Source organism: Mycolicibacterium fluoranthenivorans, from assembly GCF_011758805.1.
Taxonomy (GTDB): Bacteria; Actinomycetota; Actinomycetes; order Mycobacteriales; family Mycobacteriaceae; genus Mycobacterium; species Mycobacterium fluoranthenivorans.
This window is the reverse complement of the sequence record NZ_JAANOW010000001.1, coordinates 741,721-764,247: the sequence shown is the minus strand read 5'-3', so window position 1 is coordinate 764,247 and position 22,527 is coordinate 741,721. Positions and strand designations below refer to the sequence as shown.

Genomic DNA, 22,527 nt, shown 5'->3' with positions numbered 1-22,527 from the left:
TCGATGACGGATCTACAGGTACGCAAGATGCGGTTCGCGTTCGCTGACTACGACGTCCCCTTCTGCTGGAACGACACCAATCCGGCCTTCTCCGCGATGGCCAACGCGGTGTCGTTCCTGGCGATCGCGTTCGAGAAGATGATCGTCAGCACGATGGCCGAGGCCAAACCCCTGCTCACCGATCCGGTGATCGCCGAGGAGGCCGATGCGTTCACCCGGCAGGAGGGCCAGCACTCGATGGCCCATCGCCAGCACGCCCGCGGACTCATCAAGGCCTACCCGGCGCTCAAAGAGACCCTTGATGAGGTGATCGCCGCCTTCGACGACCTCGTCGCGAACACACCGCTGAAGTACCGGCTGGCCTACACCGCCGACTTGGAGGCGACGTTCACCCCGGTGTTCAAACTGATGCTGGACAACGACGCCACCCTGTTCGCCCCGGGCGATGACCGGGTGGCCTCGTTGTTCCTGTGGCACTTCGTCGAGGAGGTCGAGCACCGCAGCTCGGCACTGATCATCTACAACGGCTTGGTGGGCGACCCGTGGTACCGCGCGCGGGTGGCCCCGTCGATCTTCAAGCACGTCATGGACGTGGTGCGGATGGCATGCGACGGGTTCAACCGGCACATCCCGCTGGAGGTACGCAAGGTCGACGCGGTGTCCACCTTCGCCCTGGAGCGCGGCAAGAACGCCCTGCTCCAGCGCATCGGTCGACGTCCCGACTACGGGCCGTTCCAGAGCCCGTTCCCCGATCTGGGCAAGCGGGAGATGCTCGCCGCGCTGGTGGGTATCGTGCGCAGTCAGATTCCCGGCCATGACCCGGCGCACGAGAAGCTCCCGGCGCTGGCCGCCGAGTGGTTCAAGCGCTACGACGAGGGGTATGACGTGACCAAGTGGTACACCTCCGCGAAGGCATCCGCCGATGTCTGATCTGTGCGCGCCCACATTCGCCGGTCTGGCTGCGCGACTTGGCTTTTCCTGCGAGGACATGGGTGGCCTCGTCTCGTTCCGCAACCCGCTGAACCTGGAGAACTGGACCCTTCCGGTGCTGGAGCTCCTCGTGATCGCCGGCGCTGTGCTGTCGCTGGTGTACGCCGTCAACCGGTGGCGTCGCCACAACGACCCGACCAATGTGGTGCTGTGGTTCGGCGCCATCGCCTATCTGCTCATCATCGAGCCGCCGCTGTACTTCCCGGCCCAGTTCGGGATCGGCGCATACGTGGACACGATGTTCGCGCACAACGTGTTCAGCGTCGACTTCCTGTGGGGCCGGCTACCGCTGTACATCGTCGCGATCTATCCGATGATGGCCACCGTCGCCTTCGAGATCGTGCGCATCCTCGGGGTGTTCCAACGGCGCGGTGTACTGATCGGCGCGATCTGCGTGGGCTTCATCCATCACGCGTTCTACGAGATCTTCGATCACCTCGGGCCGCAATTGCGTTGGTGGGAATGGACTCTGGACCATCCGATGAACCAGCCGTTCTTCGACTCGGTACCGTTGCCCAGCGTCGTGGTATTCGCCGCGCTGTGGCCGATGTCGCTGGCCTTCTGCGTGCAGTTGTTCGTGGGCCGCCACGTCGAGGCCGGCACGACCTATACCGGGCCACAGGTGCTGTGGCGCACCGTCGTCGTCGGTGTGCTCGCGTCCATCGGCACCGCGGTGCTGCCTCTGCCTGCGACGGTGGTCGGCAAGATCACCGGCAGTACCGATACCGGTGGGGTGGTCTACGCCCTCGAACTCGTCGCCCTCACGGTCGTCGCGGTACCGGTGCTCGTCGGTCAGTGGCGTTCCCTGCGCGAAACCGGTGCACACCACACCAACCCGCTGATCCTCGGTTATGCCGCGGTGTACCTGGCGGTCATGGCGGTGCTGTGGGCGGCGGCGCTGCCGGCGTACTTCGGCGCCACCGACGGGGTGACAGCAGCCGGGGATCCGATCGGCAGCCTCTGGTACGCGGTGGTGTGCTTCGTCATCGCCGGGCTGTCGATCGCCGCCTGCCGCAGCGTGGCGCCGCGGGCACAGACCACGCCACAGCCCCTATTGGCCGGCGGCTGAGCCGATCACGTTGGTGTGCAGGGTGATCCACGTTTCGCCCGCCGCGGCGGCACGCATCAGGGCGCCGTACTCACCGAAGTAGTCGGCGACAGCACCCAACCAGGGCAGCATGCCCAGGTACCGGAACACGCCCTTCGGGTGGGGCCGCTTCCCGAGTTCGGCACCGATGGCGTTCAGGATGCCCGCCAGGTGCCACACCTTGCGGGGCAGGGACATCGTGGACCAGCCGGGATCCGGGACGGCCGGTTCGGACTCCGCTTGGTCGGAGACCTCCCGTGCGCACAGCACCGCCGCCAGCATCCGCACCCTGGTCGGCGTATCCGTGATGCCGTACTCACGCGCGACGGCGCACAGCACGATGGCCTGATTGGTGAACCCGAGCAGATCCTGGACGGGCAGCCGGTCGGCGACCGCACCGAACACCCCGGGGAACGCGACCAGCACCGTGTCCAGCGCGCCGACGCGGCGAACCCACCACCGGATACGCGCGGCGCGATCCTTCGCCTCCCACGCCTTGGTCCCGGGGATGTCCACGCAGTCCAGCCGGCGCCGTAACCCCAGCGGATCGGCTTCGGCCAGCACATCCAGGATGAGGTCGATCAGGCTCACCGCACGCCCCAGCGCGCTCGTCACGTCGGCATCGGTCAGGTCGGTTCGCGGTATCGGGATCAGGCCCATACCTCCCATCCTGGAGCATTCGGCTCGATATGGTTCCCGCACGGGGGGCTACAGCTTCAGATGGCGTTCCAGGCCCGCGATGACGACGCCGAGATTGAAGTCGAAATCGTCGGCCCCGGGCCTATCCGCGACGACCGCGGACAGCAGGGGGAAATCTTGTGCCGGAAGCTCGTTGAGCGCACGTGCCACTTCCGGTGTCTGATGGTGCAGCCGCGATTCCGCGCTACCCAGCACGTCGTGGGCTGCGGACATCGCGATACCCGCGACGAGGGTCAGGATCCGGCCCGCGTCATCGACGGCGAAGCCGGCTCCGGTCAGCACCACGAGCACCCGCTCGGCCAGCGCCAGACCGGCGGTGCCGCCGATCCCCCGGAGCCGGAAGTTCGTCGCGGTCACCCCGCAGCGCAGTACACCGTCCCGGACGGCAGACGCGTAGGCGCGCAGCACCTCACGCCAGTCGGCATGCGCGGGTAGTTCCACGGTGCGCAGTTCGGTGTCGAAGAGATCGGCGACCACCAGTTCCAGCAGCCCGTCGCGGTCGCCGACGTAGTAGTGCAGTGCGGTGCGGTCCACGCCGAGCGCGTCGGCGACGGCCTGCATCGTGAGTTCGGCCGGGGCGATGCCGCGGGCCGCCTCGACGATCTGCTCGTGGCTGATCCGGCGCGGACGGCCACGGCGCCGCGGCGCGCGATCATCGCTGTCGACCTGCGCTGTCATCCCGCCGAGACTAGCCCTCTTTTCTTTTTCTCACGACCGTGAAAAACTCACCGACATGACCGAGCCGTACCGGGTTGTGCAGTGGACGACGGGCAATGTGGGCAAGAGTTCCGTCGCCGCCATCGCCAGGAATTCCACCTTGGAGTTGATCGGGTGCTACGCCTGGTCGCCGGACAAGGCCGGTAAGGATGTCGGTCAGCTGGCCGGTATCGCCCCCCTCGGGGTGACCGCCACCAATGACGTCGACGCCCTGCTCGCGCTCAAGCCCGACGTGGTGGTCTACAACCCGATGTGGATCGACGTCGATGAACTGGTCCGCATCCTGGAGGCCGGCGTCAACGTCGTCGCGACGGCCTCGTTCATCACCGGCCACAACCAGGGCGAGGGCCGCGACCGCATCGCCGACGCGTGCCGGCGTGGCGGATCCACCATGTTCGGGTCCGGGATCAGCCCCGGCTACGTCAACCAGCTGGCCGTCGTGGCGGCCGGCATCTGCGACCGGGTCGACAAGATCACCGTCAACGAGGCGGCCGACACGACGTTCTACGACTCCCCCGAGACCGAGATGCCCGTCGGCTTCGGCAGGCCCATCGACGACCCTGAGCTGCCGACGATGACCGCGCACGGCACCGGGGTGTTCGGCGAAGCGGTGCGGATGATCGGCGACGCGCTGGGCGTCGAGTTCGACGAGGTGCGCTGCGATGCCGAATATGCGAAGACGACCGCTGACCTGGACCTGGGGTCCTGGACCATTCCGGCCGGGGGCGTAGCCGGGGTGTTCGTCAGCTGGAAGGGCCTGAAAAACGATCCAGCCGGCGGCCAGCGCACCATCGTCGAATTGACCCTGCGCTGGCGCAAGGGCCAGACCCTGGAGCCCGATTGGCAGATCGATCAGGACGGATGGGTCATCGAGGTGGCCGGCCGGCCGACGGTCACCATGAAGGTCGGCTTCCTACCGCCACCGGACTTCGAGGCGACCACGCTGGAGGAGTTCATGGTGCTCGGCCACATCATGACGGCCACACCCCCGCTGAACGCGATCCCGGCCGTCGTCGCGGCGGCACCGGGCATCGTCACCTACAACGACCTGCCGTTGATCCTGCCGCGCGGAGTGGTCCCGACGTGAGTGCGTGAACCGCTGCGCACCGCCGGTGCCTAGTAGTCCCGCAACTTGGCGATCAGCTTGTCCTTGGACAGGTTCGAATAACCGGTCAATCCGAGTTCTTTGGCACGCTTACGCAGCTCGGCAACGGTCCATGCGTCATAGCTCCCGGACCGCCCACCTTTGCGGCCGACGGTGGACGCCCCACGGTTGGCCACTGCGTTGGAGATTCGAGCGGCTTTCTCCTTGGAGTCGCCCTCCTCTCGCAGCTCCTGGTACAGCTCCTCGTTCTTGATCGATGCATTCGGCACCGTACTACCCCCTCGCCCTCGGCAAATCCTGAGCCGTCTTCTCATTCCCGAAGATCCGCCGGTGCAAACATGTGAGCTGGGTTACCCGCCGGATACCCTGGCAACCTCGCGAGAAGCGCAGGCCCCGCCGAGATCGCACCGTCGTCGGCGTTCACCTCGGCCCTGCCGTCACGCCCCTTTCGGGATCATCGCGAGCTGCCTGCTCTGCACGACGACCTGCCCGGCCGCGTCGAGGATGACGTGGTCCTCTTCGAACCAGGTGTCCCCCAGCACGGTGGCGCTGGCCAGCACCCGCATCCAGCCGGGGGCCGGCTGTCGACGCAGATAGGTGGTGAGCTGGACGGTGGGGGCCCAACCCAACATGCCGCGGTTCATCGTGACCGGCGCACTGATATCCCCGGCCATGAGGGCGAAGAGCAATGAGGTGTCGGTGTCGGCCTCGTCATCGGCGAAAGGTCGCAGCCACATCCGGTTGATCGGATCGCCCTGTCGCCCGGACAGGTAGTGCGCCGCGGACGGATCGACGCGCAGATCGCAGCCTCTGGCGACGTGCACGATCTGGCCCATGGGGTGGTCCGCAGTGACGGGGATGGCGTCGGCAGGTGGTGCCGATGCCATCGCGGCGACGGCCAGTGGTTCCTGGTGGCGCGGTGCGGAGACGTCGAGAAGCCCCAGCGTGACCGTCGCCGACACCGCGGTTCGGTCCCGCTGGCGCAGTTCGACGTCGACGACGCAGACCTGACGTCCACGTTTGCGCACGGTGGTGGTGAGCGTGACCGCTCCCGGATCGGGTGCGTGTAGGTAGTTGGCGCTCACGGCAATCGGCTGCAGTGCCACCGCACCGATCGCGCGCCGGGCCGCGGCGGCGCACACCGCCATCATGCAGCCGCCATGGACCTTGGGTCCGATGGTCCAGATGGGGTCCACCGTCGCCCCGAAGTGGCCCTCCCCGAGCACCTCCAAGGCGAGCAGGTCGGTGAACGGCCGGGTACCGGTCATGACTGTCCTTCCACCGCGAGGACGGGCACGGGTTCGGTATCCGGATCCGATGGTCGCGAGGCCCGGGCCGGCCTGCTGCGCACCTTGAGCGGCCACCAGAACCAGCGTCCGAACAACGCCGCAATCGACGGGGTGATCAACGAGCGGACGATGAACGTGTCGAACAGCAGCCCCAACCCGATGGTCGTACCGATCTGCCCGACCGAACGAAGGTCACTGACGATCATCGAGATCATCGTGAACGCGAACACCATTCCCGCCGCGGTCACCACACCACCGGTGGCTCCCATCGCCCGGATCAGGCCGGTCTTGAGACCGGCAGGTATCTCCTCCTTCATCCTGGACACCACCAGCAGGTTGTAGTCGGAACCGACGGCCAGCAACACGATCACCGACATGGCCACCACCAGCCACTGCAGCTCGATCCCCAGGAAGTACTGCCAGATGAGTACCGACAGGCCGAACGAGGACGCCAGCGACAGCACCACCGTCCCGACGATGACGACGGACGCCACCAAAGCGCGGGTGATCAGCAACATGACGGCGAAGATCAAGATGATCGCCGCGATCGCCGCGATCAGCAGGTCGTAGTGCGCGCCCTGTTGAATGTCTTTGTAGGTGGCCGCGGTTCCGCCCAGATAGAACTTCGCGTTCGCCAGCGGAGTGCCTTTGACCGCCTCCTTGGCCGCCTGTAGTTCGGCATCGACGTGGGCGATACCTTCGATGGTGGCCGGGTCGCCGTCGTGAGTGATGATGATGCGGGCAGCCTTACCGTCCGGGGACAGCATCAACGCCATGCCGCGCTGAAAGTCGGGACTGGCAAAGGCTTCCGGCGGAAGGTAGAACATGTCGTCGTTCTTCGCGTCGTCGAAGGTCTGCCCCATCACCGCCACCGTGTCGGTCATCTGCTCCATCTGGGTGATCATCCCGCCGAACGTGCTGTGCATGGTGACCATGAGGTCGCGCACGCTGGTGGACAGGCTGATCATCGGCGGAATCTGGGCGGCGATCTGCGGGGTCAGCGCATCGACCTTGTCCATCTGGTCGGCCAGCGCTTTGGTGTTCTCCGCCAGGGTGTCCACGCTGTCGGTCGCCTCGAATACCGAACGCATCGCCGAACACGCCGGGATGTCGAAGCAGTGCGGCTCCCAGTAGAAGTAGTTACGCAGCGGCCGGAAGAAATCGTCGAAATCTGCTACCCGGTCCCGCAATTCAGCCGTGGTGGCCTGCATGTCGTGCACGGTGCCCACCGAGGTATGGGTGGCATCGGACAGTTGCACGCTCAGATCGTGCAGGCGCGCCATGACGGCGATCATCGCACTGAGATGGTCTGTCATGGTCTGCGTATCGTCCAGACGGGCCTTCAGGAACTGCAGTGTCTCGCGCATCGTCACACCCTGGGCGCTGATCTGGAACGGCACCGACCCGTGTTCCATCGGAGGTCCCAGTGGCCGGGTGATGCTCTGCACGCGAGCAATACCCGGCACCCGGAAGATGTTCTTCGCGATCCGGTCCAGTACCAGCATGTCCCGGGAATTGCGCATGTCGTGGTCGGTTTCGACCATCAGCATGTCGGGATTCATCCGGGCCGCCGAGAAGTGTTTCTCGGCCGCGGCATTGCCGATATTGGACGGCACGTCCGCGGGTACGTAATGCCGGTTGTCGTAGTTGGTCCGGTAACCGGGCAGCGCGAGCACTCCGATCAGCGCGATGGCCGTGGCGGCGGCGAGAATCGGGACCGGCCACCGGACGATCGCGGTGCCCACCCTCCGCCAGCCGCGGGTCTTGGTCGCGCGCTTGGGATCCAGTAGCCCGAACCGGCTGCTCACCGCGAGCACCGCCGGCGCATAGGTCAACGCCATCACCAGGATCACGAGCATGCCCAGTGCGCAGGGGACGGCGAGGGTGTTGAAGTAGTTGAGCCGGGTGAAGTGCAGACAGAGCATGGCGCCCGCAATCGTCAACCCCGATCCCAGGATCACATGGGAGACACCGGAGAACGTCGTGTAGTACGCAGTCTCGCGGTCTTCTCCGGCGTTGCGGGCCTCGTGATACCGGCCGAGCAGAAAGATCCAGTAATCGGTGCCCGCCGCGATGGCCAGCGCGGTGAGGATGCTGACCACGAAGGTCGACAACCCGAGGATGTGTTGCGCGCCGAGCACCGCGATCAGCCCGCGGGCCATGCTCATCTCGGTGAGCACCACCAGCAGGGCGATCAGCGTCGTCGTCACCGAGCGATAGACGACCAACAGCATGATCGCGATGACCAGCAGGGTGATGCCCGTCATCTTCACCATGCTCTTGTCGCCGGCCTCGTTGGTGTCGGCGACCAGTGCGGCCTGGCCGGTCACATAGGCCCGCAACCCCGGCGGCGGGTCGGATTCCTCGACGATGTGGCGCACGGCGTCGACGGATTCCACACCCTGTGCCGACCCCTGGTTGCCTGCGAGGTGCACCTGCACGTAGGCCGCCCTGCCGTCTTCACTCTGCGATCCGGCCGAGGTGATCCGGTCGCCCCAGAAGTCCTGAACATGCTCCACGTGCGCGGTGTCCGCCTGGAGCCGCTGTACCAGTGCGCCGTAATAGCGGTGCGCCTGCTCGGCCAGCGGTTCGTCGCCTTCCAGTACCACCATGAGCACGCTGTCCGAACCGAATTCACCGAACTTCTCGCCGATGTGCTTCATCGCGATCACTGACGGTGCATCCTGCGGGGACAGTGACACGGCGTTATCGGCGCCGACTTTCTCCAGCTGCGGGACAAGGAGATTGGTCGCGGCGGTGACAGCCAGCCAGAGCAGGATGATCGGTATCGACAGGGTCCGGACCAGGCGGGGGTAGCGTCCTGGCGCGCCGTGCCCGTGCGGGTTCATGATCGGCTCGCAAGCATCGCTCATGCCGCCTTCACCAGACAGAACGCGGTGGCGTCGGTTCCGTTGACGGACTGCTGATCTCGCACGTCGCCGTTGACGGTGATCCGGCAGCCCAGCTCCGGGCTGTCGCCCTGGGCGATGATGTTGGCGAAGACGCTCGGTAGCGTGGTCGTCAGGGTGACAGTCCAGGGCAGCGTGCTGAACCGCGCCTCCTGCGACTGCGCATGCTCGTCGACATAGCTGATCATGCCCGCGGTACCCGCGGGTCCGTACACCTCGTAGGTCACGTATTTAGGCACGGTCGAGACGATGTTCTCCGCACGTCCGCCGCCGGTGTCCTGACCGGATCCGAACACACCGTGGAATCGGTTGATGATCACCCCGCCGACGCCGACCACGAGGACGATGACCAGGGGTACCCAGATTCTGGCCAGGGCGCGTACCACTGCGTTCATTGCCATACCCCGTTCGCGACGGCGCACCTACGCGCCTGGTCGGTAACCATGGTGGCTGACCTTACGACAGTAAGGAAACGACTGTAAAGTTAGCGTGAGCCAGCTCATGACCGGCACGGAATTCGGCGTTGCCGACACCGAACCACCGCGCCGCACCGTTGGGTACGATGTCCGCAGGTTCCGGGTGAATCGAAAGCTAACATCTGTAAACTTACGGATGTTATGCTGGCGGCATGTCCCAGTCTGCTCGCCGGCGCAACCAGCGCGGCCACGGCGCACTGCTGCGCGACGAGATTCTGGCCGCCGCGACCCGCGTCATCGACGCCGCGCAGACCGAAGCGGAAGTCTCCCTGCGCGGGATCGCCCGCGAAGCGGGCATCGCGGCCCCGTCGGTCTACGCCCATTTCGCCGACCGCGACGAGGTGCTGATGGCAGTGGCCGAGGCCAGCTGGCGCCAGGTCTGCGACGAGATCACCGAGCTGAGCGCACCGGGCGCAACCCCGCGAGACAAACTCATACTCGGTTGCCAGACGTACGTGTCCTTCGCGCAGCGGTTTCCGCTGCGCTATGCGCTGATGACCCAGTCGGCCGATATTCCGCCGGCCGCGCGCCAGGCCCTCGAGACGGTGACCCGCGGGTTGCTCGCCTGTCGCAGCCGAGCGCCGCAGTCACCACCGAGCAAGACTGCGCACCGGATTGCGGCCTCACTGTCGGTGGCCCTGCATGGAGTGGCCATGCTGCACCGAAGCGACTCGCCGAATCTGTGGCTCAGCGATTTCAGCACCGACGAGATCATCCGGAGCCTCGTCGACGCCGCCATCCTGCGGCTGGAGCATCCGCGCAGCGCAGCGCGAGTGTGAGTCGACCGGTGTGGTCACAGGAAAATCCAAGGCCCGATACATGAAATACGCGGCGCCTGCGCGCAGTTTTGACTGTGGAGGAACGGAGTTCGAAAGTGGAAACCTGGGATGCGATCAGGGCCCGGCGTAACGTGCGCAGCTATCGCCCCGATCCGGTGTCCGACGATGACCTGGACCGGATCGCCGAAGCGGGTTGGCGCTCGCCGTCGGCGCGCAACCAGCAGCACTGGGATTTCGTCATCGTGACCGACCGGGACACACTGCAGGAACTCTCGACGGTGTGGCGCGGCGCCGGGCATATCGCATCGGCGCCGGCCGCGATTGCCCTGGTCGTGCCGGCGCCGCCGGATGAGCGCACCAAACTCATCGATCAGTACGACCTCGGCCAGGCAACCTTGGCGATGACCATCGCCGCCACCGATCTCGGTATCGGTACCGGCCACTCGTCGGTGGGCGATCAGGTCAAGGCTCGCGAGATCCTGGGCGTACCCGAAGACCACCTGGTGTCCTATCTGCTCGGGATCGGATACCCGGCCGACCGGCCGTTCCGGCCCATCGTCAAGCCCGATCGCCGGCCCTTCGGCGAGGTCGTGCACAAGGGGCACTGGTGAGCACGTGCAAGGTCCTGGTCCCGGACGAGATCGGCGTCAAGGTACTCGGCGAATCACCGCATCTTGAGACCGTCCGGTATCAGCCCGGCGCTCCGTGGCCGGAGGCGGGACTGGATGCCGCGGTGGTCGTCGTCGGATACGAGAATGCCCCGGCGGTCGGGGCCCGATTCGTCGACCTGCCCAACCTTCGCCTGGTGCAGACGCTCAACGCCGGCTATGAGCAGTGGGTACCGCTGCTGCCCGACAGTGTCATGTTGTCCAATGGGCGAGGGGCGCACGGGGGTTCGTCGGCCGAATGGGTGGTGGCCGCGCTGCTGGCCATCTTCCGGGATCTGCGCGAGTTCGGCGATCGACAGGACGCCGGGCTCTGGCGGCCTCAGGTCACCGAGACGCTGATCGGTAAACGGGTCGTCATCCTGGGCGCAGGCGATCTCGCGACCAATCTCGCGTCCCGCTTGGCGCCGTTCGAGGCCGAGGTCACCATGGTCGGCCGTCGACCGCGTCCCGGGGTGCACATCATCGACGACCTCGACGATCTGCTCCCGGATGCCGATGTCGTGGTGGCCATGCTGCCCGCCGACAAGTCGACCTACCGCCTGGTCGACGCGCAATTCCTCGGCAAACTGCGAGACGGCGCGGTGGTGGTGAACGCGGGCCGCGGCGGGGCGGTACACACCGACGCGCTTCTGGCCGAACTCAACGCGGGGCGGTTGCGCGCCGCCCTGGACGTCACCGATCCCGAACCGTTGCCCTCGGGGCATCCCTTGTGGAAGGCACCGGGTCTGCTGCTGACACCGCATGTGGCGGGCAGTACCGAGGGTGCGTGGGAACGGGCCTGGGTCGTCGCTCGCACTCAGATCGACATCTATGCCGAGGGCGGCACCCCGCCCAATGTGGTGACATGACGACACAACTCGACGATGCCGAAAGGGGTGGGCCATGCCGACTTTGACGGAGGCGGCCGCGCTGGCCGCCGCGGATCAAGGCCTCGCGGTGGTGTCCACCCTGCGCGCCGACGCCACGATTCAGTCCTCGCTGATCAACGCGGGAGTGCTCCCCCATCCCGCCACCGGGGCGCCGGTGTTGGCGTTCGTCACCTACGGCCCGGTGAAGCTGGCCAATCTGCGCGAGCGGCCACAGATCGCGGTGACTTTCCGGTCCGGTTGGCAGTGGGCCACCGTCGAGGGCCGCGCCGAACTGGCCGGCCCGGCCGATCCGCAACCGTGGTTGACGGATCCCGACCGGTTACGCGTGCTACTGCGCGACATCTTCGCCGCGGCCGGCGGCACCCACGACGACTGGGACACCTACGACCGGGTGATGCGGGAGCAGGGCCGCACCGCGGTGCTCATCGATCCGGTCCGGGTCTACAGCAACGGCTGAGCACTCCTACGTGTAGGCGACCCGCACGCGGTGGATGTGACCTTCGAACGGGAACGGCGCCCGTTCGCGGTAATCGAGCGATACCGGCGAGCCGAGGCAGGTGCCGATGTCCAGGCAGTCGTTGGCGGTGAACAACAGCGGAGCGCTGACCGGGACCTGCCCGGACGCGAGCGACTCCCCATTGACGTCGATCGTGATGTCCAGCGGCCCCGCTGGTCGTTCGACGGCGTAGCGAGTGGTGACGGAGATCGTCGTACGCCCCGCCGGCAGTCGCTCAGCGGACCGGATCTTGGTGCGCGACAAGATGAAGAGGTTGTATTCGTAGCACAGGTAGCCGTCGTCCAGGTAGCAGGTCAGCCCACCGGCGGCGGCACCGAGCGCGTACAGCACACCGCTGGCAGCCTCGGGGATATCGGCCTCGATGACCACGACGTTGTTCTTGTTCCCCAGTGCGGGAGCGCAGAATTCGGGCATCCGGACCATATCCCCGGCGAACTCCCATTCGCGGTACGGGGGTGTGATCCGCAGCTCCGGGTGATAGACGGGCACCCACAGGCCCCCGCCGATGGGCAGCACCGCATTGCGCGCCGCCTCGATGGCGAACATCTCACGCATCTGCATGAGTTTGTCGGGCAGCGAATCAGCGAGGTCGTTCGCCTGCGACCAGTCCTGGTCGAGGTGGTAGAGCTCCCACCGATCGTTGTCCGGGGTCCAGGTGGCGATACCCTCGGGCAGGCCGGGAACCCACGGGAGCCGTGGCCCGCGGGCGCTCGCGAGCCACCCGTCGTGGTAGATCGCCCGGCTGCCCATGACCTCGAAGTACTGGGTCCGTTTGCCACCCGGCGCGGCCCGGTCAGCCAGGGTCCGCGCAAAACTGGCACCCGCCAAGGGCATCTGCGGTTCGCCGTAGACCACCCGGGGCACCTCGATGCCCACCAGCTCGTAGATGGTCGGTACCACATCTGTGCAGTGCAGGAACACCTCGCGTGGCACCGGGTCAGCGGTGATCTTCGCCGGCCAGCGCACCGCCAACGGATTGCGGGTGCCGCCCAGATGTGACGCCAGCAGCTTCATGCCCTTGTACGGAGTACTGCCCGCCCAAGCCCAGCCGGCGTGATACTGGTTGTCCACCAGTGGCGAGCCCAGCACGTCCAGACCGCCCAGCTCCTCCAGGGTATCGATATGCTGGCGCACCGTGGTGGGAATACCGTTCTGCGCCAACAACTCTGCGATGGTGCCGTTCTGACCTTCGCCGGATGATCCGTTATCGCCCCAGATGTACAAGAACAGCGTGTTGTCGCCGTAGCCCAGGTGCTCGAGTTCGTCGGCGATACGCCCCACCTGGACGTCGACGTGTTCGGCGTAGCCGGCGGCGACCTCCATCAGCCGCCGCTGGAACGGCTTCTCGTCCTCGGGGATGTCCTCCCACGCCGTGAGCGTCTCGTCACGTGCGGTCAGTTCACAGTCCTGCGGTATCCAGCCTTTGGCCTTGGCACGCTCGAACACCCGCTCCCGATAGGCATCCCATCCGTCATCGAACTTCCCGGCGTACTTGTCGGCCCACTCCTTCATGATGTGGTGCGGGCCGTGCAGGCAGCCACTGGCCCAGTACATGAAGAACGGCTTGTTCGCGTTGAACGCCTTGTGCCGCCGCAGCCAACCGATGGCGTCATCGGCCAGATCCTCGGACAGGTGATAGCCCTCTTCGGGCGTCTTGGGCGGGGAGACGACCGTGGTGTTGCGCACCAGGTGCGGCTCGTACTGGGAGGCCTCGCCGGCGAGGAAACCGTAGAAGTACTCGAATCCCAGTCCGGTGGGCCAATTCTCGAAGGGTCCGGCGGCGGTGGTCTCCTCGGCGGGGGTGTTGTGCCACTTGCCGAACGCCGACGTCGCGTATCCGTACTGTTTGAGGACTTCGGCCACGGTGGCGCTGGAGCGCGGGATCTTGCCCGCATAGCCGTCCCAGTCGTTGGCCAATTCGGCGATCTGGCCATTGCCGATCTCGTGGTGATTGCGGCCCGTGAGCAGCGACGCACGGGTCGGCGAGCACATCGCCGTGGTATGGAACCGGTTGTAGGTGACACCTTCGCCGCAGATCCGGTCGAGCGTGGCGGTGGTGACCTCACCGCCGAACGTGGTCGGCAGGCCCGGCCCCGCGTCATCGATCAGCACGATGACGATATTCGGCGTGTCCGTGGGCAGGCGCCGCGGAACCTCGCGTTGCGCGTACGTCGACTCCTGCAGGGTGCGGCCTGCGATGCTCGCCGAGGGCACGGGGGCGAACGGGAGCACACCGCCGCCCTGAATCACCGGGGGGATCAACTGGGCGCCGATTTCGTCGGACAACGCTGCTCCTTGTGCACGTGTCGCGCCTGCACCTGTGTGCCTGCCGTACAGCCCACCGTAGTGCCTCATCCGTCCCGGACCACGGCGAAAGCGATCGTGACTCCACCTTACCGTTACCTTAGGTATCTCTTACTTTTCTTAATTTTGGTGTACGGTGAAGCTTCGCAGGTGCCAGCACGGGTGAGCATTCTCCCCCGTGATCAGCGGAAGGAACCGATATGCACGACAGCCGGATCGCCTTGGTCACCGGAGCGTCCCGCGGCATCGGCGCCGAAGTCGCCCGCCAGCTGGCCGAGCCGGACACCCACGTCATCGTCAACTACCGCGAGAAGGTCAAACGGGCGCAGACCGTCGCCGACGATATCCGCGCCCTCGGCGGCCGGGCCTCGACACTGGGCGCCGACATCTCCGACGAGACGGCCGTGGCCGCCATGATCGCCGAGATCGGCGAACGTTTCGGCCGGCTCGACATGCTGGTGCTCAACGCCTCGGGCGGCCTGGAGCAGGGCGCGGACTCCGGTTACGCCATGCGGCTGAATCGCGATGCACAGCGGCGACTGGTCGAGCTGGCGCTCCCTCTCATGCCGACCGGTGCCCGTATCGTCTTCGTCACCAGCCATCAGGCGCACTTCTACCCGCACAAGGCCGTGCCCAAGGGTTACGCCCCGATCGCCTTGAGCAAGCGCGCCGGGGAGACCGCCCTGCACGGGATGAAGCACGAATTCGACCGGCGCGGAATCCATTTCACTGTGGTGTCCGGTGACATGATCGACGGGACCATCATCATCCGGCTGTTGCAGCGTCGCGACCCCGATGCCGTCGATGCTCGCCGCTCCTTCGCCCCACTGCCGACCGTCGAGGAGTTCGCCTCCGCCATCGCCGGTGCGGCACGCTCGCCCTACCACCCGGGCATCGTCTACGTCGGCGGCTCCGACTACCTGGTCGACCGGTCGGCTTAGACGGTCACCTCGAACCCGAGGTCGACATCGCAGGCCGCCTGACCGCCGCGGATCCCCCAGTTCTGCAGGGCACTCTCGCGCAGCACGATCGTCACATGGTCGGCCGGGATACCCAGGCCGCCCAGTCGACTGACGATCTCGCCGAACAACCCCCGCTTGGCCTGGACCGATCTCCCGGCGAAACAGTCGATCGTGACCAGGGTGTAGCGCTGCGGATCGGCCAGCTCCGGCGAGTGGGCGAATCTGTGCGGCGCGTGCACCACCAGCCGTACATGTTTGTCCGCCAACGGAATCCGGAATGCCGCCACCAGGGCGTCATGGACGGCGTCGATGATGGCGATCTCCTCCGCCACGGTGTACTGCCTGCGGACTTCGACCAGTGAGCTGGGCACGACGGCATCCTGGCATATCGAGCGGCCCGACTTCCATCGATTTGTCACGCGGCGGCGGTGCTCGCGTCGATGACGGTGTGGATGAACTGCATCTTGTCCAGCACCGTGGGCGTGAGCACGAACGGGTAGAGGTCCTCCTTGCCCATCGATCGGTTCACCATGTTGAGTCCCCAGGCCAACGGCAACCACATATCGGTGATGGTGCCGAACCCGCTGGGTCCGAGCACGCGCCGGTCATAGGTCGCCCCGGCCGGAGCGAAACCGAACGCCGCGGCCGTATCCAGCGTGTCCCGGATGTGCAGGTAGTGGGCAAACGTCTCGGCCCAGTCCTCGGCAGGATGCATGGTGGCGTACGACGACACGAAGTCCTGCTGCCAGTCGGCGGGCGGACCGTCGTTGTAGTGGCGATCCAGGGCCTGCTGGTAGTCCTCATCCGGGTCGCCGAAGAGCTGCTCGAACTGCTGCGCATACTCCTGGACAGGTGCGATCAGCCGGTAGAAGTAGTAGTGCCCCACCTCGTGCCGGAAATGGCCGAGCAGGGTGCGGTAGGGCTCTTCCATCGCGATGCGCAACTGCTCCCGGTGCACGTCGTCGCCCTCGGCCAGATCGAGGGTGATCACCCCGTTCTCGTGACCGGTGAACACCTTCTCCTGGTCGCTGGACAGCAGGTCGAACGCCAGCCCGTACTCCGGATCGGCATCGCGGCCGACTATCGGCAACCCCAGTTCGCGTAGCTCGACGATCATCCGGCGCTTCGCCTTCTCGGCCAGCGCGAACGCGGCCAGCGCCTTGGTGTCGGCGTCGTGGGGACGAGTCCGGGTCAATGCGCACGACTGGCACAACTGACGCACCGGGGCAACGGGGACCAGCCAATTACATTCGGCGAGATGAAGATTGGCGCACAGATGGTACTCGGTGTCGGCGACCGAACCGGCCTGCTCGGCCAGTTCATCCTCCGCAATCACCAGGAAGGCCATCTGATCCAGCGCGAAACCCAGCCTGCTGTCACAGCTCAGGCACACCGAGTTCTCGAACGACAGCCGCTGCCCGCAATTCGGACAGGTGAAATCCCGCATCGGTCATCCTCTTTGGTCTGTGCAGCAGCCGAGCGGCAAGAGCCACGGTGGCTCTTGCCGCTCGGATGGGGCTGCGGTTATTCGGCGGCCTTCTGCCGCGCCTCGGCGGCACTTTCGGCTGCGCGGGCGGCTTCGGCTTCGGCTTCCTTCTTGGCCACATCGCGCGCGGCCTCCGCCTTGTCCTGCTGGGCTTGGCCCTCTTCACGGAGGTCGTCCCGGTCGGTGACGATGCCGATGACTTCCTTGGCCTTGCCCTTGACGTCCTCGACGATGCCCTTCACGGCCTCTTCGGGTCCACTGTCGCCCATGGTCATTCCTTTCGACGGGAAAATTCGTACCCGGTCAGTACCCCATCGAGACATCCCCCCAAACCTGCAAGTGGTGTGCCCCGTTGCCGTTCAGACGGGGTGACGACGGTCACGACGGGGACGGCACGGCCCGCAACACGAGGGTGGAACGGGCATCGACGACCAGGGGCTGCCCGGCGTCGATCGCCTTGGCGCCGTCCACCTGAACCGAATCCGCGGTGTAGAGCACCGGCTCCCAGCGGGCGGCATATACCGCCGGGGGGACCAGATACTCGATGGGCTCGTGATGCGCGTTGAAGCACAACAGGAACGAATCGTCGGTGATGCGTCGACCGCGCGGGTCCCGATCAGGGATCCCGTTGCCGTTGATGAAGACCGCGACAGACTTGCCGAAACCGCTTTCCCAGTCGTCATCACCCATCTCGTACCCGTCGGGTCGGAACCAGGAGATGTCGGGCACTCCGGCGCTGGCGCGCTGCCGCACGGGCCGCCCGTTGAAGAACCGGCGCCGGCGGAACACCGGATGCTCGGTGCGCAGCGCGGCCACCTGCCGGGTGAACGCGATCAACTCCTCGTCGGCGTTCGCCCAATCGACCCAGGACAACTCGTTGTCCTGGCAGTAGACGTTGTTGTTGCCCTGTTGGGTGCGGCCCAGTTCGTCGCCGTGACAGATCATGGGTACCCCCTGGGACAGCAGCAATGTCGCCAACAGATTGCGCTGCTGGCGACCGCGCAATTCGTTGATCGCGATATCGTCGGTCGGGCCTTCGGCGCCGCAGTTCCACGACCTGTTGTGGCTCTCGCCGTCGTTGTTGTCCTCGCCGTTGGCCTCGTTGTGCTTCTCGTTGTAGGACACCAGGTCTCGCAGCGTGAATCCGTCGTGCGCAACGACGAAATTAATGGAGGCGACCGGCCGCCTGCCGGTGTGCTCGTACAGATCCGCGGACCCGGTCAGCCGGGAGGCGAACTCGTCGAGGGTGGACGGCTCGCCGCGCCAGAAGTCGCGGACCGTATCGCGGTACTTCCCGTTCCATTCGGTCCACTGCGGCGGGAAGTTGCCCACCTGATAGCCGCCCGGCCCGACGTCCCACGGCTCCGCGATGAGCTTGACCTGGCTCACCGTCGGATCCTGCTGCACCAGTTCGAAGAACGTGGCGAGGCGGTCGACGTCATAGAACTCCCTGGCAAGCGTGGAAGCCAGATCGAATCGGAACCCGTCCACCCGCATCTCGGTGACCCAGTACCGCAGCGAGTCCATGATCAACTGCAGCGAGTGCGGATGGCGGACATTGAAGCTGTTTCCGGTGCCGGTGTAGTCCATGTAGTACCGGTTGTCGTCGTCGACGATCTGGTAGTAGGCGGCATTGTCGATACCACGGAAGCTGAGCGTGGGCCCCAGATGGTTGCCCTCGGCGGTGTGGTTGTAGACGACATCGAGGATGACCTCGATATCGGCTTCGTGCAGGGCCCGGACCATGGCCTTGAACTCCTGCACCTGGCCACCGGGATTCGGGTTCGCGCTGTATTTCGCGTCCGGGGCGAAGAACCCGATGGTGTTGTACCCCCAGTAGTTCGACAGTCCCTTGTCGATCAACGTCGAGTCATTCGCGAAGTGGTGCACCGGCATCAGTTCGACGGCGGTCACACCGATGGACTTCAGGTGGTCGATGATGGCCGGGTGCGCGACGCCGGCGTAGGTGCCTCGCAGTTGCGCCGGCACGTCGGGATGGGTCTGTGTCAAGCCTTTGACGTGCGCTTCGTAGATGACGGAGTCGGCATACTCGTGCTCCGGTGAACGGTCCGAACCCCAGTCGAAGAAGGGGTTGATCACCACGGACTTCGGCATGCTGGCCGCGGAGTCATCGTCGTTGCGACTGTCGGGATCGCCGAAGTTGTAGCCGAACAATGACTGGTCCCAATGGAATTGGCCGTCGATCGCCTTGGCGTACGGGTCGAGCAACAGCTTGTTGGGATTGCAGCGCTGACCATTGGCCGGGTCGTACGGCCCGTGGATGCGGTAACCGTAGCGCTGACCGGGCTCGACATTGGGGATCATGCCGTGCCAGACGAAGGCGTCGACCTCGGGCAACACCACCCGCGTCTCGGTGCCGTCGGCATCGAACAGACACAACTCGACCCGCTCGGCGACCTCGGAGAAGATCGAGAAGTTGGTGCCGTAGCCGTCATAGGTGGCGCCCAATGGATACGCTTTGCCCGGCCAGATTTCTACAGCATCGGTGTGCGTCATCACCCGTGCATACCCCAGCACGGTAAACAAGAAACGCGCAGCGCCCAGATGTAACCCGGCCGACACGTACGGTGCGGCCTGGGTCACAATCTGCTGCCGGACAACACCATTGGTCACCCGTGCATCGCCATCCCTGAACTACCCGCAGCCTGCGGAAGACAAACCGGCCGGGCACGAGGAGAATCCGTCACAGGCGATTGTGTGCGCACGTGCCCCCGGCGTAGGGTGGGTGCAGGTTGAGTTCACAGCCGGCTGCGGAACGTCGAAGATGACGGTGCGGAGGCTGCCAACATCCCCTGCCCCACGGTTTCTGGTCCGCCAGCGCCACCGATTGCTCCGCAGGTCGAACACGCTATTCCGACTGATGGAGTCACCATGAGAACCGCATCCACCGCCCGGCAGCTTCCCGTCCCAGGGGGCAGTCTCGCCACCTTCTCCACCTGCTGGCTGCAGACGTCAACCCCGGCGGTGACCGTGCACGGCGAGCTCGACGCGGCCACCTGTCCCGAGTTCATCCGCTACGCATCGGCACTGCTGCCCCGCTGCGCTCACCTGATCCTGGATCTGAGCGCTGTTCAGTTCTTCGGCACCGCCGGGTTCTCCGCCGTGCACACCATCGGCGCGCGCGCTGATGCACAGGGTGTGAGCTGGGCCCTGATCCCGAGCCGGGAGGTCACCCGGCTACTGCGGATCTGCGACCCGGACCCGGTCCTGCCGGTCCACGGAAACGTGGCCGCCGCGCTGGACTGCGTGCAGCGCGGCGCAGCGCGCTTTCCACGGCTGGTCAGTGCCGGGGACTAAGGTCCGACTCCGGCGCCAGGCGCCCGGATGCGCTGATGTGCCGTCATCAAGAGGTGGTCGAACACCTCTCTCGGTGGCAGCCGTTCACCGCCGCCGATGGTCACGAAGTCGGCCATGAGTTGCTCGGCGAGCGCGCGCAGCTTCACATTCGTCTCCTGCGAGCGCCACCTGAGCACATCGAACGCCACCTCGGGCTCGATCCGGTAGACCACCCGCAGAATGCCCTTCACCTGCTCGATCACGGCCCGGTTGTCGGCGATCTCGGCCACCGCGTCGCTGATCAGGGCGTCGCGGGTGGGGGTGACATCGATGTAGTAGCCGTGTGTGCCGACCACGTCCCCGGTGTCGTCCCGCAGCTGTTCACCGATGACCACCACCTCACGGATGGTGTCCTGCACGGTGATGATCCGGTGCCGGGCGCTGAACGGCTTGTGCGTGCGCCGGATGTCGTGCAGCGTGGTGGCCACGTCGTCGTAGTCGTCGGGGTGCTTGTGCTGCAGTATCAACTCGGTGGTCGGGCTGACCGTTCCCGGCTCATAGCCATGGATGCCCTCCACCTCAGCGGACCATTCCCACCGCTCATCGGCGAAGTGGAAGCGATACCAGCCCACCCGCTGCGGAATGCCACCGGCCAGCGCCTGCTCGACCGGCGAGGCGTCGGATCCGCCGTCTTGTCCCTCCACCACGAGAGGAATTTAGCCGATGCCACCGCACGTACCGGAAAAAGCGGGGCGACCACGTTTGGACCGGGTCACGTGTGGGGTACAGGGTCGGCGACCGCGCCATGACAGTGCCGGCCCGCCGGACGGAGGAGACGCCCGTGATCCCGTATATCTGCCCCACCTGCGGTCAGTTCGACATCGACTCGGCCGACTGCGTTTCATGCGTACCACCCGCCGCGACGGCGGGCTGCACCGCCGCCGTGATCTGACCACGGAACTCGCCCGAACCCGCCTCGCCTCTGCCGGCGGGCCACATTCCGTTGGCCTGCAGAACCATTCGCTGTGTCGCGTCGCCTGACGCTGAGCCATCGGGTTTAGCCGGGCCGGTAACTGGGAACTATCAGCCGTCTGCTCGCGCGGACCTGAATGCTCGCCCTGGGAAGGATTCGATGACCGTCATCGCCGATGGCCCCGCCACACCTGCCGCCACCGCGCGCTCACTCGATGTCGGTCTCGACGTCTACCAGCCGCAGGAAGACTCCTATCTGCTCATCGAAGCGATGGCGGCTGTCGCTCCTGCAGAGGGCATGACCGTGGCCGACCTGTGCACGGGCTCGGGAGTGATTGCGCTCGCCGCGGCGAGCGCCGGTGCGTACTCGGTCAGCGCGTTCGACCGTTCACCCGCTGCCGTCGAATGCGCCCGGCTCAATGCACTCGAAGCAGGTGTCGACATCGATGTCTTCGAGGGTGCGTGGACGCATGCGATCTCGACCGGTCCCTACGACCTCGTCGTGTGCAACCCGCCGTATGTACCCGAGCCACCGCAGACCTGTCCAGTCGCCACACCCGGGCCGGCATTGGCGGTCAACGCCGGCCGTGACGGCAGGCAGGTGCTGGACCCGCTGTGCGCCGCGGCACCGGCGTTGCTCCGCCGGCACGGCACCCTGCTCATCGTGCAGTCGGAACTGGCCGATATCTCGCGCACCGTCAACACGCTCACGGCCAACGGGCTACGCAGTTCGGTGGTCGCCCAGAAGCGTGTGCCGTTCGGACCGGTGCTGCGCAGCCGGGCCGGGTGGCTCGAAGAGACCGGTCTGCTGCCGGTGGGTAAACGCGTCGAGACGCTCGCCGTGATCGCTGCGGTCAAACCGTGATCAGCCGCGCGCTGGGCGTTCGGCTGTGTCCGCTGCGCTCGTCGCTAGAATTTGTCGACTACCGGCGTACGCACGAACACCTCGGAGGTGGCGATGACTAGCCAGCCAGACCCGTCAGCGGCCAGCTGCACAGTCGAGGAGAAGCGGATAGGTGACGTGAGTGTGGTCGCGGTGACCGGGACCCTCGACATGCTCACCGCACCGCAACTGGAAGCGGCAATCGCCGCTGCGGCGGCGGCAGCGCCTCAGGCGGTGGTGGTGGACCTGGGTGCGGTGGATTTCCTGGCGTCGGCCGGCATGGGCCTACTGGTGGCCGCGCACGGCGACCTGACACCGACCGTAGCCTTCGCCGTGGTTGCGGACGGACCCGCGACGAGCAGACCCCTCAAACTGGTCGGGATCGCCGACGTCGTCGATGTGTTCGCCACACTTGACGAAGCTCTCAGCGCGCTGACGACATAAAACGGACGACGATCGGGTAGCCAGCAGTCGATATGACAGACCCAGCGCAGTCAGGTGCCCGCTTTACGCGAATC

The 22,527-nt window shown here is 66.0% G+C and carries 23 protein-coding genes; 11 read left to right on the top strand and 12 right to left on the bottom strand.

Annotated features, from left to right (window positions below):
- Positions 1–3 precede the first annotated feature (3 nt).
- Together FHU31_RS03735 and FHU31_RS03730 are read left to right on the top strand one after the other, a co-directional pair.
- Entirely contained in the window at positions 4–930 is a 927-nt protein-coding gene (locus FHU31_RS03735) for a metal-dependent hydrolase (RefSeq protein WP_167156023.1), read from the top strand.
- Complete coding sequence (locus FHU31_RS03730; protein ID WP_167156022.1) at positions 923–2,059, top strand: hypothetical protein; 1,137 nt, start codon at positions 923–925, stop codon at positions 2,057–2,059. The genes FHU31_RS03735 and FHU31_RS03730 overlap by 8 nt, the downstream gene beginning before the upstream one ends.
- Here the strand turns inward: FHU31_RS03730 and FHU31_RS03725 are convergent.
- Complete coding sequence (locus FHU31_RS03725; protein ID WP_167156020.1) at positions 2,042–2,737, bottom strand: hypothetical protein; 696 nt, start codon at positions 2,735–2,737, stop codon at positions 2,042–2,044. The two genes, FHU31_RS03730 and FHU31_RS03725, sit on opposite strands and share 18 nt — an antisense overlap.
- A gap of 48 nt (positions 2,738–2,785) precedes the next feature.
- The gene (locus tag FHU31_RS03720; RefSeq protein ID WP_167156018.1) at positions 2,786–3,454 is read right to left on the bottom strand and encodes a TetR/AcrR family transcriptional regulator; all 669 of its coding nucleotides are present in this window, start codon (positions 3,452–3,454) and stop codon (positions 2,786–2,788) included.
- A 55-nt stretch (positions 3,455–3,509) separates the two neighbouring features.
- On the opposite strand from FHU31_RS03720, the gene FHU31_RS03715 reads away from it, so the two are divergent.
- Complete coding sequence (locus FHU31_RS03715) at positions 3,510–4,580, top strand: NAD(P)H-dependent amine dehydrogenase family protein (RefSeq protein ID WP_167156016.1); 1,071 nt, start codon at positions 3,510–3,512, stop codon at positions 4,578–4,580.
- A 29-nt stretch (positions 4,581–4,609) separates the two neighbouring features.
- On the opposite strand, the gene FHU31_RS03710 is transcribed toward FHU31_RS03715, so the two are convergent.
- The 4 genes from FHU31_RS03710 to FHU31_RS03695 all read right to left on the bottom strand — a co-directional run bounded on the left by FHU31_RS03710 (position 4,610) and on the right by FHU31_RS03695 (position 9,191).
- Positions 4,610–4,867, bottom strand: a complete 258-nt coding sequence (locus FHU31_RS03710) for a DUF7218 family protein (protein ID WP_090358338.1) — start codon at positions 4,865–4,867, stop codon at positions 4,610–4,612.
- A 168-nt stretch (positions 4,868–5,035) separates the two neighbouring features.
- Complete coding sequence (locus FHU31_RS03705) at positions 5,036–5,866, bottom strand: thioesterase family protein (RefSeq protein WP_167156014.1); 831 nt, start codon at positions 5,864–5,866, stop codon at positions 5,036–5,038.
- The gene (locus tag FHU31_RS03700) at positions 5,863–8,736 is read right to left on the bottom strand and encodes an MMPL/RND family transporter (protein WP_167160589.1); all 2,874 of its coding nucleotides are present in this window, start codon (positions 8,734–8,736) and stop codon (positions 5,863–5,865) included. The genes FHU31_RS03705 and FHU31_RS03700 overlap by 4 nt, the downstream gene beginning before the upstream one ends.
- Positions 8,737–8,756: 20 nt before the next feature.
- Complete coding sequence (locus FHU31_RS03695; protein WP_234901132.1) at positions 8,757–9,191, bottom strand: MmpS family transport accessory protein; 435 nt, start codon at positions 9,189–9,191, stop codon at positions 8,757–8,759.
- Positions 9,192–9,424: 233 nt separating this feature from the next.
- Between FHU31_RS03695 and FHU31_RS03690 the strand changes: the two genes are divergently transcribed.
- From FHU31_RS03690 to FHU31_RS03675, 4 genes are all read left to right on the top strand, one after another.
- A complete protein-coding gene (locus FHU31_RS03690) occupies positions 9,425–10,051 on the top strand; it encodes a TetR/AcrR family transcriptional regulator (protein ID WP_234901131.1) in 627 nt (208 codons plus the stop codon).
- A gap of 95 nt (positions 10,052–10,146) precedes the next feature.
- Positions 10,147–10,662, top strand: coding sequence for a nitroreductase family protein (locus FHU31_RS03685; RefSeq protein WP_167156012.1), 516 nt, complete (start codon positions 10,147–10,149; stop codon positions 10,660–10,662).
- Positions 10,659–11,567, top strand: coding sequence for an NAD(P)-dependent oxidoreductase (locus FHU31_RS03680; RefSeq protein WP_167156010.1), 909 nt, complete (start codon positions 10,659–10,661; stop codon positions 11,565–11,567). Before FHU31_RS03685 ends, FHU31_RS03680 begins: the two co-directional genes overlap by 4 nt.
- Positions 11,568–11,601: 34 nt before the next feature.
- Positions 11,602–12,045, top strand: coding sequence for a TIGR03618 family F420-dependent PPOX class oxidoreductase (locus FHU31_RS03675; RefSeq protein WP_167156008.1), 444 nt, complete (start codon positions 11,602–11,604; stop codon positions 12,043–12,045).
- A 6-nt stretch (positions 12,046–12,051) separates the two neighbouring features.
- Here the strand turns inward: FHU31_RS03675 and FHU31_RS03670 are convergent, their stop codons facing one another.
- Positions 12,052–14,391 (bottom strand): arylsulfatase, encoded by a 2,340-nt coding sequence (locus tag FHU31_RS03670; protein WP_234901130.1) that lies wholly within the window; start codon positions 14,389–14,391, stop codon positions 12,052–12,054.
- Between the two features lie 218 nt (positions 14,392–14,609).
- On the opposite strand from FHU31_RS03670, the gene FHU31_RS03665 reads away from it, so the two are divergent.
- Positions 14,610–15,350 (top strand): SDR family oxidoreductase, encoded by a 741-nt coding sequence (locus FHU31_RS03665; protein ID WP_167156004.1) that lies wholly within the window; start codon positions 14,610–14,612, stop codon positions 15,348–15,350.
- Here the strand turns inward: FHU31_RS03665 and FHU31_RS03660 are convergent.
- The 4 genes from FHU31_RS03660 to glgX all read right to left on the bottom strand — a co-directional run bounded on the left by FHU31_RS03660 (position 15,347) and on the right by glgX (position 19,374).
- The gene (locus FHU31_RS03660) at positions 15,347–15,742 is read right to left on the bottom strand and encodes a tautomerase family protein (protein ID WP_167156002.1); all 396 of its coding nucleotides are present in this window, start codon (positions 15,740–15,742) and stop codon (positions 15,347–15,349) included. The two genes, FHU31_RS03665 and FHU31_RS03660, sit on opposite strands and share 4 nt — an antisense overlap.
- Positions 15,743–15,786: 44 nt before the next feature.
- A complete protein-coding gene (locus FHU31_RS03655) occupies positions 15,787–16,818 on the bottom strand; it encodes a zinc-binding metallopeptidase family protein (protein ID WP_167156000.1) in 1,032 nt (343 codons plus the stop codon).
- Between the two features lie 77 nt (positions 16,819–16,895).
- Entirely contained in the window at positions 16,896–17,126 is a 231-nt protein-coding gene (mbp1, locus tag FHU31_RS03650; RefSeq protein WP_208410125.1) for a microaggregate-binding protein 1, read from the bottom strand.
- 109 nt (positions 17,127–17,235) lie between these two features.
- On the bottom strand, positions 17,236–19,374 hold the full coding sequence (glgX, locus tag FHU31_RS03645; protein WP_167155996.1) for a glycogen debranching protein GlgX: 2,139 nt from the start codon (positions 19,372–19,374) through the stop codon (positions 17,236–17,238).
- A gap of 375 nt (positions 19,375–19,749) precedes the next feature.
- Here glgX and FHU31_RS03640 point away from each other — a divergent pair, with 375 nt between their 5' ends.
- Positions 19,750–20,175, top strand: a complete 426-nt coding sequence (locus tag FHU31_RS03640; protein WP_167155995.1) for an STAS domain-containing protein — start codon at positions 19,750–19,752, stop codon at positions 20,173–20,175.
- Here the strand turns inward: FHU31_RS03640 and FHU31_RS03635 are convergent.
- Positions 20,172–20,861 (bottom strand): PAS and ANTAR domain-containing protein, encoded by a 690-nt coding sequence (locus FHU31_RS03635; protein ID WP_167155993.1) that lies wholly within the window; start codon positions 20,859–20,861, stop codon positions 20,172–20,174. The genes FHU31_RS03640 and FHU31_RS03635 overlap by 4 nt on opposite strands.
- 425 nt (positions 20,862–21,286) lie before the next feature.
- Between FHU31_RS03635 and FHU31_RS03630 the strand changes: the two genes are divergently transcribed.
- Complete coding sequence (locus tag FHU31_RS03630) at positions 21,287–21,991, top strand: HemK2/MTQ2 family protein methyltransferase (protein ID WP_167155991.1); 705 nt, start codon at positions 21,287–21,289, stop codon at positions 21,989–21,991.
- Positions 21,992–22,084: 93 nt separating this feature from the next.
- Positions 22,085–22,453 carry an STAS domain-containing protein gene (locus FHU31_RS03625; protein WP_167155989.1) on the top strand — a complete coding sequence of 123 codons (369 nt, stop codon included), beginning with the start codon at positions 22,085–22,087 and terminating at the stop codon, positions 22,451–22,453.
- The last annotated feature ends 74 nt before the right edge of the window (positions 22,454–22,527 follow it).